Annotated in this window: 18 protein-coding genes and 1 pseudogene; 9 read left to right on the plus strand and 10 right to left on the minus strand. The window is 42.5% G+C overall.

Annotated elements, in window-relative coordinates; all coding sequences use genetic code 11:
- Positions 1-15 precede the first annotated feature (15 nt).
- Both ACTJIX_RS06960 and ACTJIX_RS06965 read left to right on the plus strand, forming a co-directional pair.
- Positions 16-240 carry a hypothetical protein gene (locus ACTJIX_RS06960; protein WP_008305254.1) on the plus strand — a complete coding sequence of 75 codons (225 nt, stop codon included), beginning with the start codon at positions 16-18 and terminating at the stop codon, positions 238-240.
- A gap of 302 nt (positions 241-542) precedes the next feature.
- Entirely contained in the window at positions 543-1,112 is a 570-nt protein-coding gene (locus tag ACTJIX_RS06965; protein WP_004812708.1) for a lecithin retinol acyltransferase family protein, read from the plus strand.
- Between the two features lie 33 nt (positions 1,113-1,145).
- On the opposite strand, the gene ACTJIX_RS06970 is transcribed toward ACTJIX_RS06965, so the two are convergent.
- Positions 1,146-2,057, minus strand: coding sequence for a bestrophin family protein (locus tag ACTJIX_RS06970; protein WP_004894463.1), 912 nt, complete (start codon positions 2,055-2,057; stop codon positions 1,146-1,148).
- Between the two features lie 148 nt (positions 2,058-2,205).
- Positions 2,206-3,933 carry a glutamine--tRNA ligase/YqeY domain fusion protein gene (locus ACTJIX_RS06975; RefSeq protein ID WP_004894460.1) on the minus strand — a complete coding sequence of 576 codons (1,728 nt, stop codon included), beginning with the start codon at positions 3,931-3,933 and terminating at the stop codon, positions 2,206-2,208.
- 477 nt (positions 3,934-4,410) lie between these two features.
- On the opposite strand from ACTJIX_RS06975, the gene ACTJIX_RS06980 reads away from it, so the two are divergent.
- Complete coding sequence (locus ACTJIX_RS06980; RefSeq protein ID WP_004812701.1) at positions 4,411-4,920, plus strand: peptidylprolyl isomerase; 510 nt, start codon at positions 4,411-4,413, stop codon at positions 4,918-4,920.
- Positions 4,921-5,030: 110 nt separating this feature from the next.
- Positions 5,031-5,747 carry a UDP-2,3-diacylglucosamine diphosphatase gene (locus tag ACTJIX_RS06985; RefSeq protein WP_111810445.1) on the plus strand — a complete coding sequence of 239 codons (717 nt, stop codon included), beginning with the start codon at positions 5,031-5,033 and terminating at the stop codon, positions 5,745-5,747.
- Positions 5,748-5,873: 126 nt separating this feature from the next.
- Here the strand turns inward: ACTJIX_RS06985 and hpaI are convergent.
- Positions 5,874-6,668 (minus strand): annotated as a pseudogene (gene hpaI / locus ACTJIX_RS06990) (4-hydroxy-2-oxoheptanedioate aldolase).
- Positions 6,669-6,911: 243 nt separating this feature from the next.
- Here hpaI and nfsB point away from each other — a divergent pair.
- Complete coding sequence (nfsB, locus tag ACTJIX_RS06995; protein ID WP_004812690.1) at positions 6,912-7,565, plus strand: oxygen-insensitive NAD(P)H nitroreductase; 654 nt, start codon at positions 6,912-6,914, stop codon at positions 7,563-7,565.
- A gap of 108 nt (positions 7,566-7,673) precedes the next feature.
- The gene (locus ACTJIX_RS07000; protein WP_004812688.1) at positions 7,674-7,895 is read left to right on the plus strand and encodes a hypothetical protein; all 222 of its coding nucleotides are present in this window, start codon (positions 7,674-7,676) and stop codon (positions 7,893-7,895) included.
- Here ACTJIX_RS07000 and ACTJIX_RS07005 read toward each other — a convergent pair.
- The 4 genes from ACTJIX_RS07005 to ACTJIX_RS07020 all read right to left on the minus strand — a co-directional run bounded on the left by ACTJIX_RS07005 (position 7,864) and on the right by ACTJIX_RS07020 (position 11,592).
- Entirely contained in the window at positions 7,864-8,718 is an 855-nt protein-coding gene (locus ACTJIX_RS07005) for a DMT family transporter (RefSeq protein WP_004812687.1), read from the minus strand. The two genes, ACTJIX_RS07000 and ACTJIX_RS07005, sit on opposite strands and share 32 nt — an antisense overlap.
- Positions 8,719-8,813: 95 nt before the next feature.
- Complete coding sequence (gene fba, locus ACTJIX_RS07010; RefSeq protein WP_004812686.1) at positions 8,814-9,848, minus strand: class II fructose-bisphosphate aldolase; 1,035 nt, start codon at positions 9,846-9,848, stop codon at positions 8,814-8,816.
- A 119-nt stretch (positions 9,849-9,967) separates the two neighbouring features.
- Positions 9,968-10,246, minus strand: a complete 279-nt coding sequence (locus ACTJIX_RS07015; protein ID WP_004812685.1) for a hypothetical protein — start codon at positions 10,244-10,246, stop codon at positions 9,968-9,970.
- Between the two features lie 158 nt (positions 10,247-10,404).
- Positions 10,405-11,592 (minus strand): phosphoglycerate kinase, encoded by a 1,188-nt coding sequence (locus tag ACTJIX_RS07020; RefSeq protein WP_004812684.1) that lies wholly within the window; start codon positions 11,590-11,592, stop codon positions 10,405-10,407.
- Between the two features lie 140 nt (positions 11,593-11,732).
- Here ACTJIX_RS07020 and ACTJIX_RS07025 point away from each other — a divergent pair, with 140 nt between their 5' ends.
- Entirely contained in the window at positions 11,733-12,116 is a 384-nt protein-coding gene (locus ACTJIX_RS07025; protein WP_004812683.1) for a DUF2237 family protein, read from the plus strand.
- Positions 12,116-12,709 carry a Maf family protein gene (locus ACTJIX_RS07030; protein WP_004812682.1) on the plus strand — a complete coding sequence of 198 codons (594 nt, stop codon included), beginning with the start codon at positions 12,116-12,118 and terminating at the stop codon, positions 12,707-12,709. The genes ACTJIX_RS07025 and ACTJIX_RS07030 overlap by 1 nt, the downstream gene beginning before the upstream one ends.
- Before the next feature lie 59 nt (positions 12,710-12,768).
- Here the strand turns inward: ACTJIX_RS07030 and ACTJIX_RS07035 are convergent, their stop codons facing one another.
- Positions 12,769-14,013, minus strand: coding sequence for a BapA/Bap/LapF family prefix-like domain-containing protein (locus ACTJIX_RS07035; protein WP_228156491.1), 1,245 nt, complete (start codon positions 14,011-14,013; stop codon positions 12,769-12,771).
- A gap of 419 nt (positions 14,014-14,432) precedes the next feature.
- On the opposite strand from ACTJIX_RS07035, the gene ACTJIX_RS07040 reads away from it, so the two are divergent.
- Entirely contained in the window at positions 14,433-15,602 is a 1,170-nt protein-coding gene (locus tag ACTJIX_RS07040) for a ribosomal protein uL16 3-hydroxylase (RefSeq protein ID WP_440611317.1), read from the plus strand.
- 80 nt (positions 15,603-15,682) lie between these two features.
- Here ACTJIX_RS07040 and ACTJIX_RS07045 read toward each other — a convergent pair whose 3' ends face one another.
- Together ACTJIX_RS07045 and rraA are read right to left on the minus strand one after the other, a co-directional pair.
- On the minus strand, positions 15,683-16,462 hold the full coding sequence (locus ACTJIX_RS07045; protein WP_004812679.1) for a glutathione S-transferase N-terminal domain-containing protein: 780 nt from the start codon (positions 16,460-16,462) through the stop codon (positions 15,683-15,685).
- A 101-nt stretch (positions 16,463-16,563) separates the two neighbouring features.
- Entirely contained in the window at positions 16,564-17,073 is a 510-nt protein-coding gene (rraA, locus tag ACTJIX_RS07050; RefSeq protein ID WP_108675948.1) for a ribonuclease E activity regulator RraA, read from the minus strand.
- Positions 17,074-17,075 lie beyond the last annotated feature (2 nt).

A 17,075-nucleotide genomic window follows, 5' to 3' on the forward strand; every position in this document is an offset into this window, starting at 1 on the left:
ATGTATGAAGGCTCTATGAGTTTTTGGCAAAAGTTGTTCACTGCTGAACAACAAAATGAACACAAGAATCAAATTGCTTGTGTTGAAAATGACTGCGCTTGTAAGTCAAATGAACAGCTTCTTGAAGCATTGGCAAAAGCAACTGATGAAGACGTGATTGTCGGTATCAAAAAAGTTCTCGCTTCTCGCGGCTATAGCCGTAAGGAACTGAATGAACTGCAGCACTTGCCATTACAGTAGTGGTCAGGCTTTATTTAAAAAAGCATTTGTGAAAGCAAATGCTTTTTTATTGACTGAAATTTTTAAATAGAAGCATTATTCAATCTGTATGCCCTACTCTAGCTCTTGTCTCGGTTAAGTAATGATCCTCAATAATACTTAGGCTATTTTAATCTTAAGCTTTCTACTTTTTTCATCATTCCATTATTAACTACAACTGATCAGTTCGCTGATTTTTCAGACATAAACATCGATAAAATCACAAAAACCCGTTAAACTTGGTTTCTTGAAACATTTGTACATCAATTGGCATTCAGTGGCATATGCAACAAACTCAACGTTTTCCCTTAGGTGCTCACCTTATGGTCAAACACTTCGGCTATACCCATCATGGTATTTATGCCGGACGAGGTCGTGTGATCCATTATTCCGGTTTTGCGCACTTATTTAAAAAGCACCCGATTGAAATTACCTCGATTGACAAGTTTAGTCATGGTAAACCAATCCAAGTTCAGGAATATGCACATACCAAATACAAAGGCCGTAAAGTTGTGCGTCGTATGCGTTCACGCATGCATGAAAATAATTATCATCTGATTATCAATAACTGTGAACATCTATGTACCTGGGCGATTACTGGCGTGGAAAGCAGCCCGCAGGTGATCCGCATGATGAACCGTCTAACCACCATTGGTTATATCAGTTCGATGATGAGCTTCATGAACAGTATGTTTCTGACCTTAACCACCACCTGCTTTGCCTTGGCACTGTATATTAAAAAGAAATTACGCGACAAAGCAAAACGACGCTTACAGCAATACCGTGAGCTACAGGAACAATTCCAGGAACATACTCAGCAACCTGAAAAAACGCTAATTAAAAGCCCCAAATAAATGGGGCTTTTAATATCGATGAAAATAACTGACTTAACTCAGATGCCCTTTCCAAGGCCTTAAAGGTTCAGGTATTTCCCGTCCTATAGAACTTAAAGTTTCCCGTTCGACCAAGCGCACGATTGAATCAAGCGCCAGGTCATTGTCCTGTAGTCCAAAAGGTTCTTCTAGCTCGGCACTCAACTCATCCAAGCCTAAAAACAGATAGGCAATCAATGCCACTAGGACTGGCGTCCATAATCCCAAGTTGGCTTCCAGGCTGAAAGGCAGAATAAAACAGAAAGAATATACTGCTCGATGCAACAGTACGGAATAAGAAAATGGCAACGGCGTCGACAGAATCCGGTCGCAACCTGCCTGAATATTTCCGAGCTCTACCGTATGCTGATTCAGGTTATTATAAATAATATCGGAGATCTGCCCTGATCGATAACATTCTACTAACTGTTTCTGCATCTGTTCCAGTACCCATTGTGCAGGATTAACCTGCTGCTTGATCTGATTGAAAGCAATTGGATCAAACTGAGTATCAGGCTGGTAATGCTCAATGTTACTCTCTTGCTGACGCAAACGATCGCGCAATAAATGAGTAAACAGCATCATCCTGTATAAGAGCAATTCCCTGTTTTCAGTATCGAGTATGTGAGTATCCCGACTCAGGTGACGCGTGGTGGCGATCAATCCACCCCAAAGCTTACGCCCCTCCCACCAGCGATCATAACAGGCGGTATTCCGAAAACTCAGGAAGATCGACAGAATTACCCCGAAGATGGTGAAGCCAATTGCAGGGACTGCAGGTAGGCTAAAAAAGTGCTCCCGGCTTAAATAAACCAGTACCCCAGAAATCAGAATCACTGACATAAGTGCGGGTAATACCTTAGGCAAAATGGTGCCATGCCACGCAAACAGCAGACTAAAACTATTACTTTTATCACGGACGATCATGTTTTTGTTTTACGCTCCATAGAAATAGCCCAACCGAAGTTGGGCTATCTAAAGGTATTAGAACCAAACTGTTTTGAATCCGCCGAGGCCAATTGGTTTCCTTAGCAGCAAATGACCAATACAATTTAAGTCACCAAGCCAAAATAACTTATTTACCTGGCTTAAAGCTGTCTTTCAGGTCCAGAATACGGTTAAACACTGGCTTTTCACTTGAGTGATCGTATTGGTCCGCTACAAAGTAACCTTCACGTTCGAACTGGAAGCGGTCTTCCGGTTTAGCCTCTGCAAGTGCTGGCTCAATTACGGCTTGTACCACTTTCAATGACTCAGGGTTCAGGTTCGCCAGGAAATCATCCCCAGTTTCTGGATCAGATTCAGTGAACAGACGGTCATAGATACGAACTTCTGCAGGAATACCTTTCGTTGCAGATACCCAGTGAATTACACCTTTGACTTTACGGCCTTCGGGGTTTTTACCTAAAGTTTCAGGATCAATTGAACATTTCAGCTCAACCACTTCACCATTTTCATCTTTAATCACTTCATCACATTTGATGACATAAGCATGACGAAGACGCACTTCACCGCCAGGAATCAGACGTTTAAAGCCTTTAGGTGGTTCTTCTTCAAAGTCTTTACGGTCAATGTAAATTTCAGAGGTCAATGGAATCACACGCTCGCCCATATCCACATTTGGGTGACGAGAATGCGTCAGATCCATATCCGCTGGCAGATTGGTTAAAGTCACTTTCAGTGGATTAAGTACTGCCATACCACGTGCAGCCGCATTTTCCAGAGACTGGCGAATGCAATACTCCAGCATTGCTACATCGACGATACTGCCATCAACCTTAGATACACCTACCCGCTTACAGAAGTCACGCAGACCTTCCGGGGTGAAACCACGACGGCGCATACCCACCACAGTTGGCATACGTGGGTCATCCCAACCATTCACATATCCGCCTTCAACCAGTTTACGCAACTTACGCTTAGAAGTAATGGTGTAGTCGACATTCAGACGGCTTGATTCATACTGACGTGGAACAGCTGGGGATTGAACTTTCTCAACCACCCAGTCATAGAATGGACGGTGATCCTGAAATTCCAGTGTACATAAAGAGTGTGTTACACCTTCAATGGCATCTGATAATGGATGCGCATAGTCGTACATAGGGTAGATTTTCCATTTGTCGCCAGTCTGATGGTGTTCAGAATGCAGGATACGGTACAGAATCGGATCACGCATATGCACGTTTGGAGACGCCATGTCGATCTTGGCACGAAGCACAGCCTGACCTTCCGCAAACTCGCCATTGCGCATTTTCTCAAAACGCTCTAGGTTTTCAGCAACAGTGGCATCACGTTGTGGCGAGTTTTTACCTGATTCTACAAAGTTACCGCGATTTAACTTGATTTCTTCTGGAGACTGTAAGTCCACATAGGCATCACCCTGTTCGATCAGTTGAATAGCCCAGGTATAAAGCTGATCAAAATAGCTCGATGCATAGCGCGGCTCACCATTCCATTCAAAACCTAACCATTTCACATCATTGGCAATACCATCAACATATTCTTGTTCTTCAGCATCCGGGTTGGTATCGTCAAAACGCAGATTACATAAACCATTAAATTCTTGAGCAATACCAAAGTTCAGACAGATCGCTTTTACATGTCCGATATGCAGGTAACCATTTGGCTCAGGTGGGAAACGTGTCACCACTTGTTGGGTACGGCCTGCTTCTAAATCATCAGTGATGACCTGGCGCACAAAATCTAAGCCCGGTTGTTGTTCCTGCTGCTGCGCTGAATCGACTGCATTCTTGTTTTGGGTCGGGTTCTCGGGCAGAGATGTAACAACATCATTTGGCTTCATGATCAATCATTCACTTCTAAAGTTAAAATTAAGGGTTTTATGTCCTGTTACGGGAGGCTTTAGACATGCCGTAAAACATAAACTAAAGTCCCCTAGTTTAACTTTAGGTGATCAATCTCTCAACTGCTAACTGTGGCATTTGTTTTCTATTCAATCATTTTAAAATGATGAGGCTAGGTCTGCTGCAATTGCATACAAATTTGGACGAATGATCCGGAAGTTTTTCATAAATCTAATCGCATGTCGCTGTTTAAGAAAATAAACATACTCTTGCAAAAAAATTTGTCATTGTTAATTGGTAACGCGCAGGCAACCATCTGGATTTGCCTGCTGGAACAATGCATAAATAAGATACGATTTTCAGAATTTTATCCGAGAAAAGTATATTTTTGCTTGCCTTGTCGATTACAGTTTGCTTATGCTTCTCTCATTCAAAAAAACCCATGACTTCAAAGGTCATGATCAGGAGATTACACAATGAGTTTTCCTCAAGTCGAATTAAACACCAATAAAGGTCGTATTGTTCTTGAATTAAACGCTGAAAAAGCACCTAAAACAGTGGCAAACTTCTTAGAATATGTACGTGACGGTTTTTATGATGGCGTAATTTTCCACCGCGTTATTGATGGTTTTATGATTCAAGGCGGCGGCATGGACGAAAACTTCAAAGAAAAAGCAACGCGTGACGCGATTGAAAACGAAGCTGACAACGGCCTGAGCAACGACGTTGGTACCATTGCAATGGCACGTACTCAAGCACCTCACTCTGCTTCTGCTCAGTTCTTCATTAACGTGAAAAACAACGCTTTCCTTAACCATACTGGCAAAACTGCACAAGGTTGGGGTTATGCAGTATTTGGTAAAGTTGTTGAAGGCATGGACGTTGTTGACGCAATCAAAGGTGTTCGCACTGGTAACCGTGGCTACCACGCTGACGTTCCACTAGAGAACGTTGTAATCGAATCCGCAAAAATCATTTCTGAATAAAAAACGTCCTCTCCGTTCTTTATGAGTTTTAAAGCGATGCTTTAAAACGGTGTAATAGAAAATCCCTCATATGAATGAGGGATCTAGAGAGGAATAAAAGGAAAAGATTTGTGACCCATCTGTTTATCGCCGATTTACATTTGTCACCTGATCACCCTCGACTCGTTCGGGGGTTTTTAGATTTATTAAATGCCTATAAAGATAAGAATACCCAACTCTATATTCTGGGTGACTGGTTTAATGCCTGGATTGGTGACGACTATACCGCTCCTTGGCTGGATGAAATTATTGAGCATTTAAAACAGTTTACCAAAGCGGGTAATCAGGTTTATTTTCTAGTCGGTAATCGTGACTTCGCTTTGGGCAAAGATTTTCTAAATCAGTTCACAGGACACCTCTTGCCCGATGTTCAGTTCTTAACGATTACTGACAAAAAGATTCGTATAGAACATGGCGACGAACTCTGCACTGATGACATCAGCTACCAAAGATTCCGTAAAATTATCCGTCATCCCTGGTTAGTCGGCTTTTTAAGAAAAATGCCGTTGTCTTTTCGTGCCCAGTTGGCACAAGGTTTCCGCAAGAAAAGCCATGAAGCGCAGCAATTCAAAAGCTATGAGGTTATGGACGTAAATCAAGATGCTGTTAACACCGCACTACAAGATGTCGATCTGCTGATTCATGGTCATACTCATCGTGCCAATATTCATGATGTAAATGGCAAAAAGCGGATTGTCTTAGGCGACTGGCGAGAAGAATCTGCACAGATTCTTGAGCTTTCTGGTGATCCTGAGCAAGAAATACAGCTGACGACCTGGCATTACTAAATGAGTTGCAATCGCAGCTTTGAATTGATTAGTGAAACAGTTTAAAAACTTGACCTCATAAAACCAAGACAAATAAAAAGCAACTGTAATCAGTTGCTTTTGCTATTTTGGAAAATACTAAGTGGACTAATATCCACCTTCAGATTTCACTACTTCAGTACCCGGCTTATATTTAGATAATAGTTCACGCAAAGAATTCATCAGTACACTGGTATCCACGCCGACCGCAACAAATTCAGCACCCAAATCGAGATATTTTTGAGTAATATCATGTTGTGTCGACAGAATACCGGCCGCTTTACCAGCAGCACGAATCCGCTGAATCGCGTCAATCACGGCTTTTTGAACTTCAGGATGATTTGGATTGCCTTGATACCCCATGGTCGCAGACAGATCCACTGCCCCAATAAAAACACCATCAATACCATCAACCTTTAAAATTTCATCCAGATTTTCCAGACCTTTTACCGATTCAATCTGAATCAACAGACAGATATCTTCGTGGTCGGTTTGGTACTAATTCGGAATACTATTCCAGCGAGTAGCACGTGCCAGTGCTGCACCAACACCCCGGATCCCTTCTGGTGGATAACGTACCGCTTTTACCATCAGCTCGGCCTGTTCAACCGTTTCAACCATGGGGATGAGTAAGCTTTGCGCGCCAATATCCAGAAGCTGCTTGATGAGCTGTACACTGCCAATGGGTGGGCGTACCACTGCCTGCGATGGATAGGCTGCAATACTTTGTAGTTGCGATAACGTGGTTCTTAAATCACTAGGTGCATGCTCACCATCAATCAGCAGCCAGTCATAGCCGGCATTGGCAGCAATTTCTGTACCGTAAGCATCTGCCAGACCGACCCATAACCCGATTTGCTGTTTAGTTTTGAGTTTTCTTTTGAAGTAATTGGTGTATTGCATACGCCCGCTCGCTTGCATGTTATTGCTTATAAGCTTATTAAACGCCTCTTGGCAAAAAGTGCCAATAGTGAAAAGCTCTTTTATTATTAGCCAAAGCTCTAAGTGCTGACACTATAAATAGTAGATATCTGCACAACTTATGCTTTGCCTGAAGGAAATTTATTGTAATAATCCACTTCACTTACAGTATGACTTTACTGTGTGCCCCCATCCAAGATCAACAAAGACGAATGGAGTCCAGTTATGGATTTACTTAGGGTTTCTGAATCTCGTTATACGACAAAGGCTTATGATCCATCCAAGAAAATCCCGCAGGAACAGTTTGATCGTTTGACCGAGATTCTTCGCCTAGCTCCTTCTTCAATTAATATCCAGCCCTGGCATTTTTTTATCGCTGACCATGCGGATGCCAAAGCACGTATTGCCAAGGCTTTAGTGGGTACATATGCATATAATGCACCAAAAGTATTGGATTCTTCGCATACAATTCTTTTCTGCACCAAAGCTGACATTACTGAGCAGCATTTAAATAATCTTCTGGAACGTGATGATGTACTCGGCCGTTTTAAAGATGAAACCGCCAAAGAAGCACAGCGCAATACCCGTACAGGTTATGTTGAATATTACCGTAATGAAAAAGGAGATATTCAGCGTTGGGCGGAAAACCAGACCTTTATTGCACTGGGTCAAATGTTAATTGCTGCAGCAATCGAAGGTGTAGATGCAACACCCATTGGTGGCTTTGATGAAGGCATTCTTACTGAAGAATTGAAGCTCAATGAACAAGGCTTGATTCCATCTGTAATTATGACTTTGGGTTACCGCAGTGAAAATGATTTCAATGCCAAGCTGCCAAAATCCCGTCTGAAAGCTGAAGATGTTTTCACCAAACTGTAAGAATTTTATGCTATAAAAGGGGCGCAAAGCCCCTTTAGTTGTCATTATGGGCCTAATTTTTGCTTAACTAAAGAACACTTATAATTCAGAATAACAATAGAGGTATCCATGTCAGTTCTTCCATCCAGACCAATGAAATTTGAATGCAAACACTGCGAAAAAATCTATCTACATCAATATAAGCATGAACAGCATCGTTATCCGCATTGTCCACACTGCCGACAGGCTGGCATGCTTCTGGGCCTGGCTGAAAAAGAAGACCTGATTCGTCTGCCACTAGATTATGCCAGTGCCTATGTCAAGCAGACATGGCATAGGCTAAGCAGATAACACTGGCAAGCCCCAGCACCAACCCGAGACTGCTTGCAGGCTTTAGGCGCTCTTTAAAGAAGACCAGGCCTGCAAGTACCCCAAATACCACTACCAGAATATTCATTCCCGCAAACACAATCGCTGGTGTATCTTTTAGCAGCATATGCGCTTTAACATAAAACGCTATATTGGCGAAGTTAAGTCCCCCTAGAACCAGCCCGACGCCAATATGCTTCAAATCACCAAAATGATGATATTTAATCAATAGATAAGCCATTGATAAAATAAAGGCACAAATGAACATCAGGTTCAGCGTCACAGCGAACTGTAATCCTAAACTGGTGGTGTATTTCAATAATACATCAATCAGTGCATATCCGACCCACACTAATCCCAGATACAGCATACCTCGAATTCCTGTGCCAGTATCATTTCGATTGGACAGCAGGATACAAATCACCGCAGTGATCCCGAGACCGATTCCAATGATTTTCAGCTGGCTAAACTGTTCCTGAAAGATGAAATAAGCTGCTGCAAGAGAAAGTACGACTGATAGACGTTGGGCGATTTCTGTCTTTAGGATCCCCGCTGTTTGCAAAGCCCGAGCCAGTAGCAGAAATACACTTGGCAACAAGATACCTAGGGCAAAAATCAGTAACCACGGCGTATGAGTGACTGATACATGTGCCAGATCGGGTTTAAACCAGAAATAGCAAAGAACACTTGCTGTAGCATAGTTCCAGGCAATCAGATGAATGGGATTGAGTCCCCTGTTCCTTCCTGTCTTGAGTAAAATCGAGACCATGACGCTGCATAGTGCAGCTGCAAAGATCAGTTCCATTGCATGCTCATCATTATTTTTAAGTACGCTATTTTAATATAAAAAAAAGCCCACAAGTTTTTTGTGGGCTTTCAAACATGATTTCAGGCTAGCAATTAGTAACGAGAAACCATTTTTTCCAATGAAATTGGACGAATCTTGTCAGCATTACCTGCTGTACCAAATGCTTCGTAACGATCTACACAGATTTGCTTCATTGCTTCAACTGTTGCAGCAAAGAATTTACGTGGATCGAACTCACTTGGTTTTTCAGCCATCATACGACGCATTGCACCAGTAGAAGCTAAACGTAAGTCTGTGTCGATGTTGATTTTACGGACACCGTGTTTGATCGCCTCAACCAGTTGCTCAACAGGAACACCATATGTTTCTTTGATGTCGCCGCCATACTGGTTAATTACAGCTAACCATTCTTGTGGCACAGAGCTTGAACCGTGCATTACAAGGTGCGTATTTGGCAGTGCTTCGTGAATTTCTTTAATGCGGTCGATCGCAAGAATATCACCTGTAGGTGGACGCGTGAATTTATACGCACCGTGAGAAGTACCTACAGCAATTGCTAAAGCATCGACGTTAGTATCAGCAACGAATTGACGCGCTTCTTCAACTGAAGTTAAAAGCTGAGAATGATCGAGTACACCTTCAGCGCCTACACCATCTTCTTCACCCGCCATACCTGTTTCAAGGCTACCCAGACAACCAATTTCACCTTCAACAGAAACGCCACACGCATGCGCCATTTGTACCGTACGACGAGTGACATCGACGTTGTATTCATATGAAGTTGGAGTTTTACCGTCTTCACCCAAAGAACCATCCATCATCACTGATGAGAAGCCTAACTGGATAGAACGTTGACATACGTCAGGGCTGGTACCGTGGTCTTGATGCATTACCACTGGAATGTGTGGCCATTCTTCGATTGCTGCCAAAATCAGATGACGCAAGAACGGTGCACCTGCGTACTTACGTGCACCCGCAGATGCCTGTACGATTACAGGTGAATTTGTTTGGTCTGCTGCCAACATAATGGCACGCATTTGTTCTAAGTTGTTTACGTTAAATGCTGGTACGCCGTAAGCATGTTCGCCGGCGTGATCCAAGAGCTGGCGCAATGAAATAAGAGCCATAATATCCTCCCAGTGAATGCCACATATTCTACATGCACAAAGGTTTCAATTCAGCAACAAATAACACTATTTAAAAAAAATCCCTGCATTTGCAGGGATTTTGTCTCACATTGATCCAATTAAGGTGCCACAGCTTCCGAAGTTGCTGCAACTGACTCGTCTGCAGTCGCTGCATCTGCCGGAGCATTCGCAATTTCAGCAGGAATGTCGGTATTTTTTTCATCTAGAACCGGCTGATCAATTGCATCAATCGCTGCTTGCTGTTCTGGCGTTACAGTCTCATCTGCAACAGCTGCCGAAGCTTCTGCTTCAGCTGCTGGGGCATTTTCCTGTTTCGCACATGCAGTCAGTGCCAATGATGCTGCCAATAATGCCGCTAAAGTTAACTGTTTTTTCATCACGTAATCTCGTCATTTGGTGATTTAATATCTGCATCTTATGACAGATTTATTGCATTTTAATGACGAAGCCATGAATGGTAAGTATCCGCTGTCAAAAAAAAATGACATAAAAAAAGCTGGCACTTGGCCAGCTTTTTTTAGGCTAAAACATGCAATTAAGCGCGTTCTAGAAGTATCGCAACTGCAGGAAGGGTTTTACCTTCGACAAATTCAAGGAATGCACCGCCACCAGTCGAGATATAACCAATTTTGTCAGCAACGTTGTATTTATCAATCGCAGCAAGCGTGTCACCACCACCTGCAATCGAGAAACCTTCCGATTCAGCAATCGCTAACGATAGAGTTTTCGTGCCTTCACCGAATTGATCGACTTCAAATACGCCCACTGGACCATTCCAAAGAATCGTTTTAGACGTTTTCAAAATTTCAGCAAATGCTTTTGCAGTTTCTGGACCTACATCAAGGATCATGTCGTTGTCAGCAACATCTTCAACTTTTTTCACAACCGCTTTAGCAGAAGCCAATGAGCTCAGGAAGTCATCAAAATTGATTTCAGATGCATTAGCAACCACAACGTCTGTTGGAAGTGGCACAGAAACTTTTGCTGCAATTGCTTTAGCTGTGTCGATCAAATCACTTTCACACAGTGATTTACCTACATTGTAGCCAGCAGCTGCAAGGAAAGTATTGGCGATACCACCACCTACGATCAATTGATCACAGATATCAGAAAGTGAAGTCAATACGTCTAGTTTAGTTGAAACCTTAGAACCAGCAACGATTGCAACCATTGGTTTTTCAGGAGTTTTCAACGCGCGACCCAAAGCATCCAATTCTGCTGCAAGTAAAGGACCTGCTGCCGCCACTTTCGCCAGACGAGCCACACCTTCAGTAGATGCTTCTGCACGGTGTGCTGTACCGAATGCATCCATTACAAATACGTCACAAAGTGCTGCATATTTCGCGGCAAGTTCAGGGTTATTTTTCTTTTCACCGATGTTGAAACGGCAGTTCTCAAGTAAAACCACTTGACCAGGTTGAACTTCAACGCCATCCAGGTAGTCAGTGAATAACTTTACTTCCTGACCTAATGCTTCAGTCAAATATGCTGCTACAGGTGCAAGTGACTGTTCAGCTTTAGGCTCACCTTCAACTGGACGACCAAGGTGTGAATACACCATAACCGCTGCACCTTTTTCTACGGCAGCTTTAATAGTTGGCAATGCTGCACGTAAACGCGCATCGCTAGTAATCACGCCATTTTTAACAGGGACGTTTAAATCTTCACGAATAAGAACGCGCTTACCCTCAAGGTCAAGGTCAGTCATACGTTGAAAGTTCATCTAGAGCTCTCTTTATAGATATTAAAAACGAGGCGATTTTAAATGATTATGCAGAAAAAGGTTAGCATCTTTTGCAGAAAAGCTAACGATTGCCAAAGTTTTGTTATGATAGAAAAAAGCATCCATCAGATTCAGTACCCATGTCGATACATCCAGATCCAGATTTAAACCGTTTAAATGTTTTGGGCGAGCCATTGGCGAGCTGCTGTTTTGACCCGATTACCGGCTATTTCCGTAATGGTTTCTGCCACACTTCCCCTAGTGACCTAGGCCAGCATACAGTTTGTGCACAGATGACTTCGGAGTTTTTAAATTTCTCCCAAGAAGTAGGTAATGATCTGATTACACCGTTACCAGAAGTCGGTTTTCCGGGGCTTCAGCCAGGTGATTTCTGGTGTATTTGCGTGACGCGCTGGGTGGAAGCTTATGAAGCAGGCCAGGCGCCACCAATCAAGCTACAAGCCTGCCATAAAGCAGTTCTAGCCTATGTCCCTCTGCATGTTTTAGAAGAATACGCTGTCTAATGAATACCGCAAAGATTATTCTGGCCTCTTCCAGCCAGACCCGTAAAGAATTGATGAATCGCTTACGTCTTGACTACGTATCGATCGTCCCGGATATCGATGAATCACCGCAAGGTGAAAATCATGCGGATGACTTAGCCAAGCGACTGGCTTTTGAAAAAGCCCGACATGTGGCTGAGCAACACCCAGATGCAATCGTCATTGGCTCTGACCAGGTGGCTTGGCGTGAAGGCGCACCAGATATTTTTATCGGCAAGCCCTTAACTGCTGAAAAAGCAGTTCGCCAGTTACAGGCCAATTCAGACAAGATTGTATATTTTAGTACAGCACTGAGCGTACAACAGAAATCTAGCGGTTTTGAGCAAACTCTGGTTGAGCATTATAAGGTAAAATTCCGCAAGCTATCTCAAGCTGAAATCGAACGTTATATTGACATTGAACAGCCTCTGCACTGCGCTGGTAGCTTTAAATGTGAAAGCTTAGGCATTAGTCTGTTTGAAGAAATGATTGGTCAGGACCAGACGACGTTAATGGGCATGCCGATGATCAAACTATGCAATATCTTGCGTGAGCTGGATATCCTGGTGCCTTAAAAATTAGTAAGGAAGCAGTTTTAGGACGGCTTTTTAGCAACTATCGATCAGGTAAATATTTAACCAATAATCTGTTGCTGCTCAGATAAAAGCTGTTGCAACATGAGATCTGATTGATTTTCCAATATCAACGGATCGCTGGCTTGCGCAACCTCTTCAGCATCAGTTTGAATAATAATTTGATCCCCTTCATTCCCTACTACAATAATATTGTCTACATGACTAGAATCAGAAAGCAGTTCAGCTAATGAAACAGTATCTGTTCGCATAAAGTCGATATCCATCAAACTACTTTCTTTTTCTGTACCCTCTAACAACAGATTCATCTGATTATTTAAATTTGAAATTGCATCCGCTGTATTTAGTATTTTATAAACTTGCGTATTGCTATCTAAGCCCGAAGAAATAAAATCTATGAGCTGTTTAGCATCAATAATGTCCTCGTTCCCATCTGATGGAATAACATCATGATTAGTATCAACTGCCACTTGTTGCTCTTCAAAGCTATTCCTCATAAATTCTTGTGATGTTTTGAATCTGCTCACAGCTTCTTGATCAGGAACGGTATATTCATTTTGTTCAACTAGGTTAAGTCGAGCTAGTCGAAGTGTTGGATTTGTTGGTTCTGGTTGCCCCGGCTCTGGCTCAGGTTCTACTGGCACTTCTGGTTCCGGTTGTGATTCTACCGGTACTTCTGGCTCCGGCTCAGGTTCTACTGGCACTTCTGGTTCAGGTTCAGGTACTTCCGGTTCTGGTGCAGGTTCTACTGGTACTTCCGGCTCTGGTTCTGGTTCTACTGGTACTTCTGGTTCCGGTTCTGGCTCTACTGGCACTTCCGGCTCTGGTTCTGGCTCTACCGGTACTTCCGGTTCAGGTTCTACTGGCACTTCCGGCACAGGATCTATTGGCACTGGCTCATTTAGCTCTAACTGTTCATCATCTTCAACCTCACCACTGTCTGTCGCTGCAACTCCACCAATGAGCAATGTACCAATCGCTATCCACTCCCAATTTTCTGCAAGAAACGAGGAAGATGGTAATAAGGTATCTGTCCTTGAAATCTGCTTATATTGCTTGGTCACCTCATCAAACCAATATAAAGTACCGCTTTGCTCTTCAATCACAAGACTAGACGTTAAACCTTCATGATTGTTTGCATAAAAATTTTCAACCACCAATCTTTCGCCATTTCTCAATACTAAAATCAGATTTGTACCTTCTTGAGACATCTGGACAATATCTGATTTAGAAATTTTGATTTTTACAATGGAGCTTTGATCAATTCGAACCGTATCAGCATTCATCTGTATTTTTTCTTTTGTTTTTTATTAATTAATTGAATTTCTTTCATTTTATTTTCCAAATTATTTTTATTCTCCTTACAAAAAATTGTGTCATTTCGTCACTTATGTCAATCAAAGTATGTTTTTCACTATTTTATTTACGTAATTATCACTTTTAATTGAGCTACTCTAATTTAGTTCATATCTTTGTAATTCTTATCCTTCATTCAAAATGCTATTCTTCTTATTCAATTTTTAAGAGCGCTAAAATTTTTTAATAGATTAATTTTTAAATAAAATTCTCATCATTTATTTTATGAAAATAGATATTACTTGGCTTACTCTCCTGGAATTTATAAAAGGCCTATTTCTTACCATCTCGCTTGCACCATTCAATAACTCAAGGGACAATAAGCAAAATTTATCTTGTAGTTAATCCCATGTCCCAACCTTTAGATGTATTAGGCGGAATTACCGCTGAACAATTCCTTGCTGAATACTGGCAGAAAAAACCTCTCCTTGTACGTAATGCCATGCCTGAAATTTCTGGCCTGCTTGAACCTGATGATGTCCTGGAGCTGGCTCTGGATGAAAACGTGACTGCACGCTTGATCAAGCAAAAAGACCGCGACCCGAACCAATGGTCAGTGAAATCTTCACCTTTACTAAAAGCTGATTTCCAGAAGATGCCTAAATTATGGACACTCCTTGTTCAGGCAGTAGATCACTATTCCTTTGATCTATCGGAACTCTGGAAGAAATTTCCATTCATTCCACAATGGCGCCGTGATGACATCATGGTGTCATATGCGCCTCAGGGTGGTTCTGTAGGCAAGCATTTCGACTTCTATGATGTTTTCCTTGTACAAGGTTATGGTCACCGTCGCTGGCAATTAGGTCAGATGTGTAATGCAGAAACTGAGTTTGTTCCGGGTCAGCCATTAAAATTACTTCCAGAAATGGATGTAAACTTTGATGAAGTTCTTGCTCCAGGTGACTTACTATATGTGCCACCTGGGCTTTCACACTACGGCGTAGCTGAAGATGACTGTTTAACTTTCTCTTTTGGTTTCCGTATGCCAAATGTCAGTGACATGATGGACCGTGTTGGAGACAAGTTTGCTGAAAATGAAGTTTTACGTAATCCCCTGACTGATATCATTCGTGATCAAATCAGTGCTGCCGGTGAAGTCACAGCTAATGAGCTTGAATATCTGAAAAGTAAAATCATGGAGCAGTTACATAACTCCAATGTACTTGAAGATGCCATCATGGGCCTGATGTCTGAACCTAAATACCCAGAAAATATTCCAGAAGCAGAAGAAATTGGTACTGGCGACCTGGAAGAAGCATTAGACCAAGGCTATAGCATTATGCTCGAGCCAGCATCACGCCTGCTTTATACTGAAGAAGATGATGAAATACTATTCTGGGGCAATGGTGAAGGTTTATGTGTCTCAGAAGCTTTTGCAGAAAAACTCAAGCTGATCGCCAATGGTGAATCTGTGATGCTCAATCTGGACTTTGCTGATGAAGATATGCTAGAAGACCTGGCAGATCTGCTCAATGAATCCATCCTGATGCTGGTTCCGCCTGCTGAAGAAGAATAAGAAACAAAAAAAGAGGGGCATTTGATCCTCTTTTTTTGTTAGTGACCCAGGAAATTCTTTAATTAAAAAATTTACGAAAATTAAGCGCCATACTGACCTTTTAGATATTTCACAATATCTTTAGATTCGAACATTTTTACATTGGTATTCGGATCGACCAGATAAGGCACCTGGATATTGTTCCCCATCATGGTGAACAGCTGTTCGCGTTTACCGCCTGGCAAGGGCTCATATTTTCCTGGCTTTAGGCGTAGCTTGGCTGGGCCATAATCTTGCCAGCGTTCTTTCGCCACATTGTGGTAGATATAAGGAATTTCCAGCTCAGACAATACACCACGGACTATACGGGTATACGGGCTGGCTTCAAACCCCCACAGCTCCAGAAGCTGTTCAGGTGCAGGTTTATTTTTCTTTAATGGTTTTGCCATACCACCGCGTAAACCGTTGACCATCGTACCGGCAATTGCAGCCACCGGCACCTTTGGATAATTTGAATATTTCGCCGGAGTCTTACCAGTTTTGCCATAATGCTTAAACAGGTGGTGAATGATATCCTGAGATTCGTAAAGCTTATCTCCCGTATTTTCATCTACTAAAAATGGGAACTGGAGTTTGCCTCCCTGCTGTTTTACTTCAGGACGGAAGCGTTTACCGCCTCGTGGGCATGGATACACTTCATAATCAAGGTTGAGTAAAGTCATCACTTCACGGACACGGCGACAGAATGGCGAGCCTTCGTACTCATAAAGCTTTAAGGGTTTTTCAGGCTGGTTTGGAAATGGCGTTCCGGAAACTCCTCGTCCACCTTCCAGAAATGCGGATGCCAATGCCTGTGCTACTTTAATCTGATGGCCTAACATATCGTCTGTCCTCTTTATTGTTTTAAAGCCGTGAAAACAGCAATCTAAACTGCCTGACTTTCACGGTATAGCTGATTTTTGTATGTTTTCAATAAACAGGATTAGTCCACCAGTTTCTCTTTAGACAGCACGATCCCGTTATTGTCCGCATAAACGTATTCACCTGATTGAAAAGTCACGCCGCCAAAGTACAGTGGAACATCGACTTCCCCAATACTTTTGCGGTTGCTCTTTTGAGGAATCGAAGCTAAGGCATGCACACCAAGATCCAGTTCGGCAATCGCATCCACATCACGTACACAACCGTAAATAATTACACCATTCCAGTGATTCTTTACTGCTGATTCAGCAATCAGGTCACCCATCAGTGCACAGCGCATCGAAGCACCACCATCCACCACCAGGACTTTGCCTGCACCATCAGTTGCCAGTAATTCTTTGACACGAGAATTATCTTCAAAGCACTTTACTGTGACAATCTGGCCACCAAAGCTTTTACGTGCACCATAGCTTTTAAAAAACTTGCCATCCAGGCATGGTGTTACAACCTGCAGGTCTTTATCTGGATTATCATCAAGCAGGTCACAAGTTACAAATGGTACGCTGGACACGA

The sequence above is a fragment of the Acinetobacter sp. 22323 genome, from assembly GCF_052044895.1.
Taxonomy (GTDB): Bacteria; Pseudomonadota; Gammaproteobacteria; order Pseudomonadales; family Moraxellaceae; genus Acinetobacter; species Acinetobacter schindleri.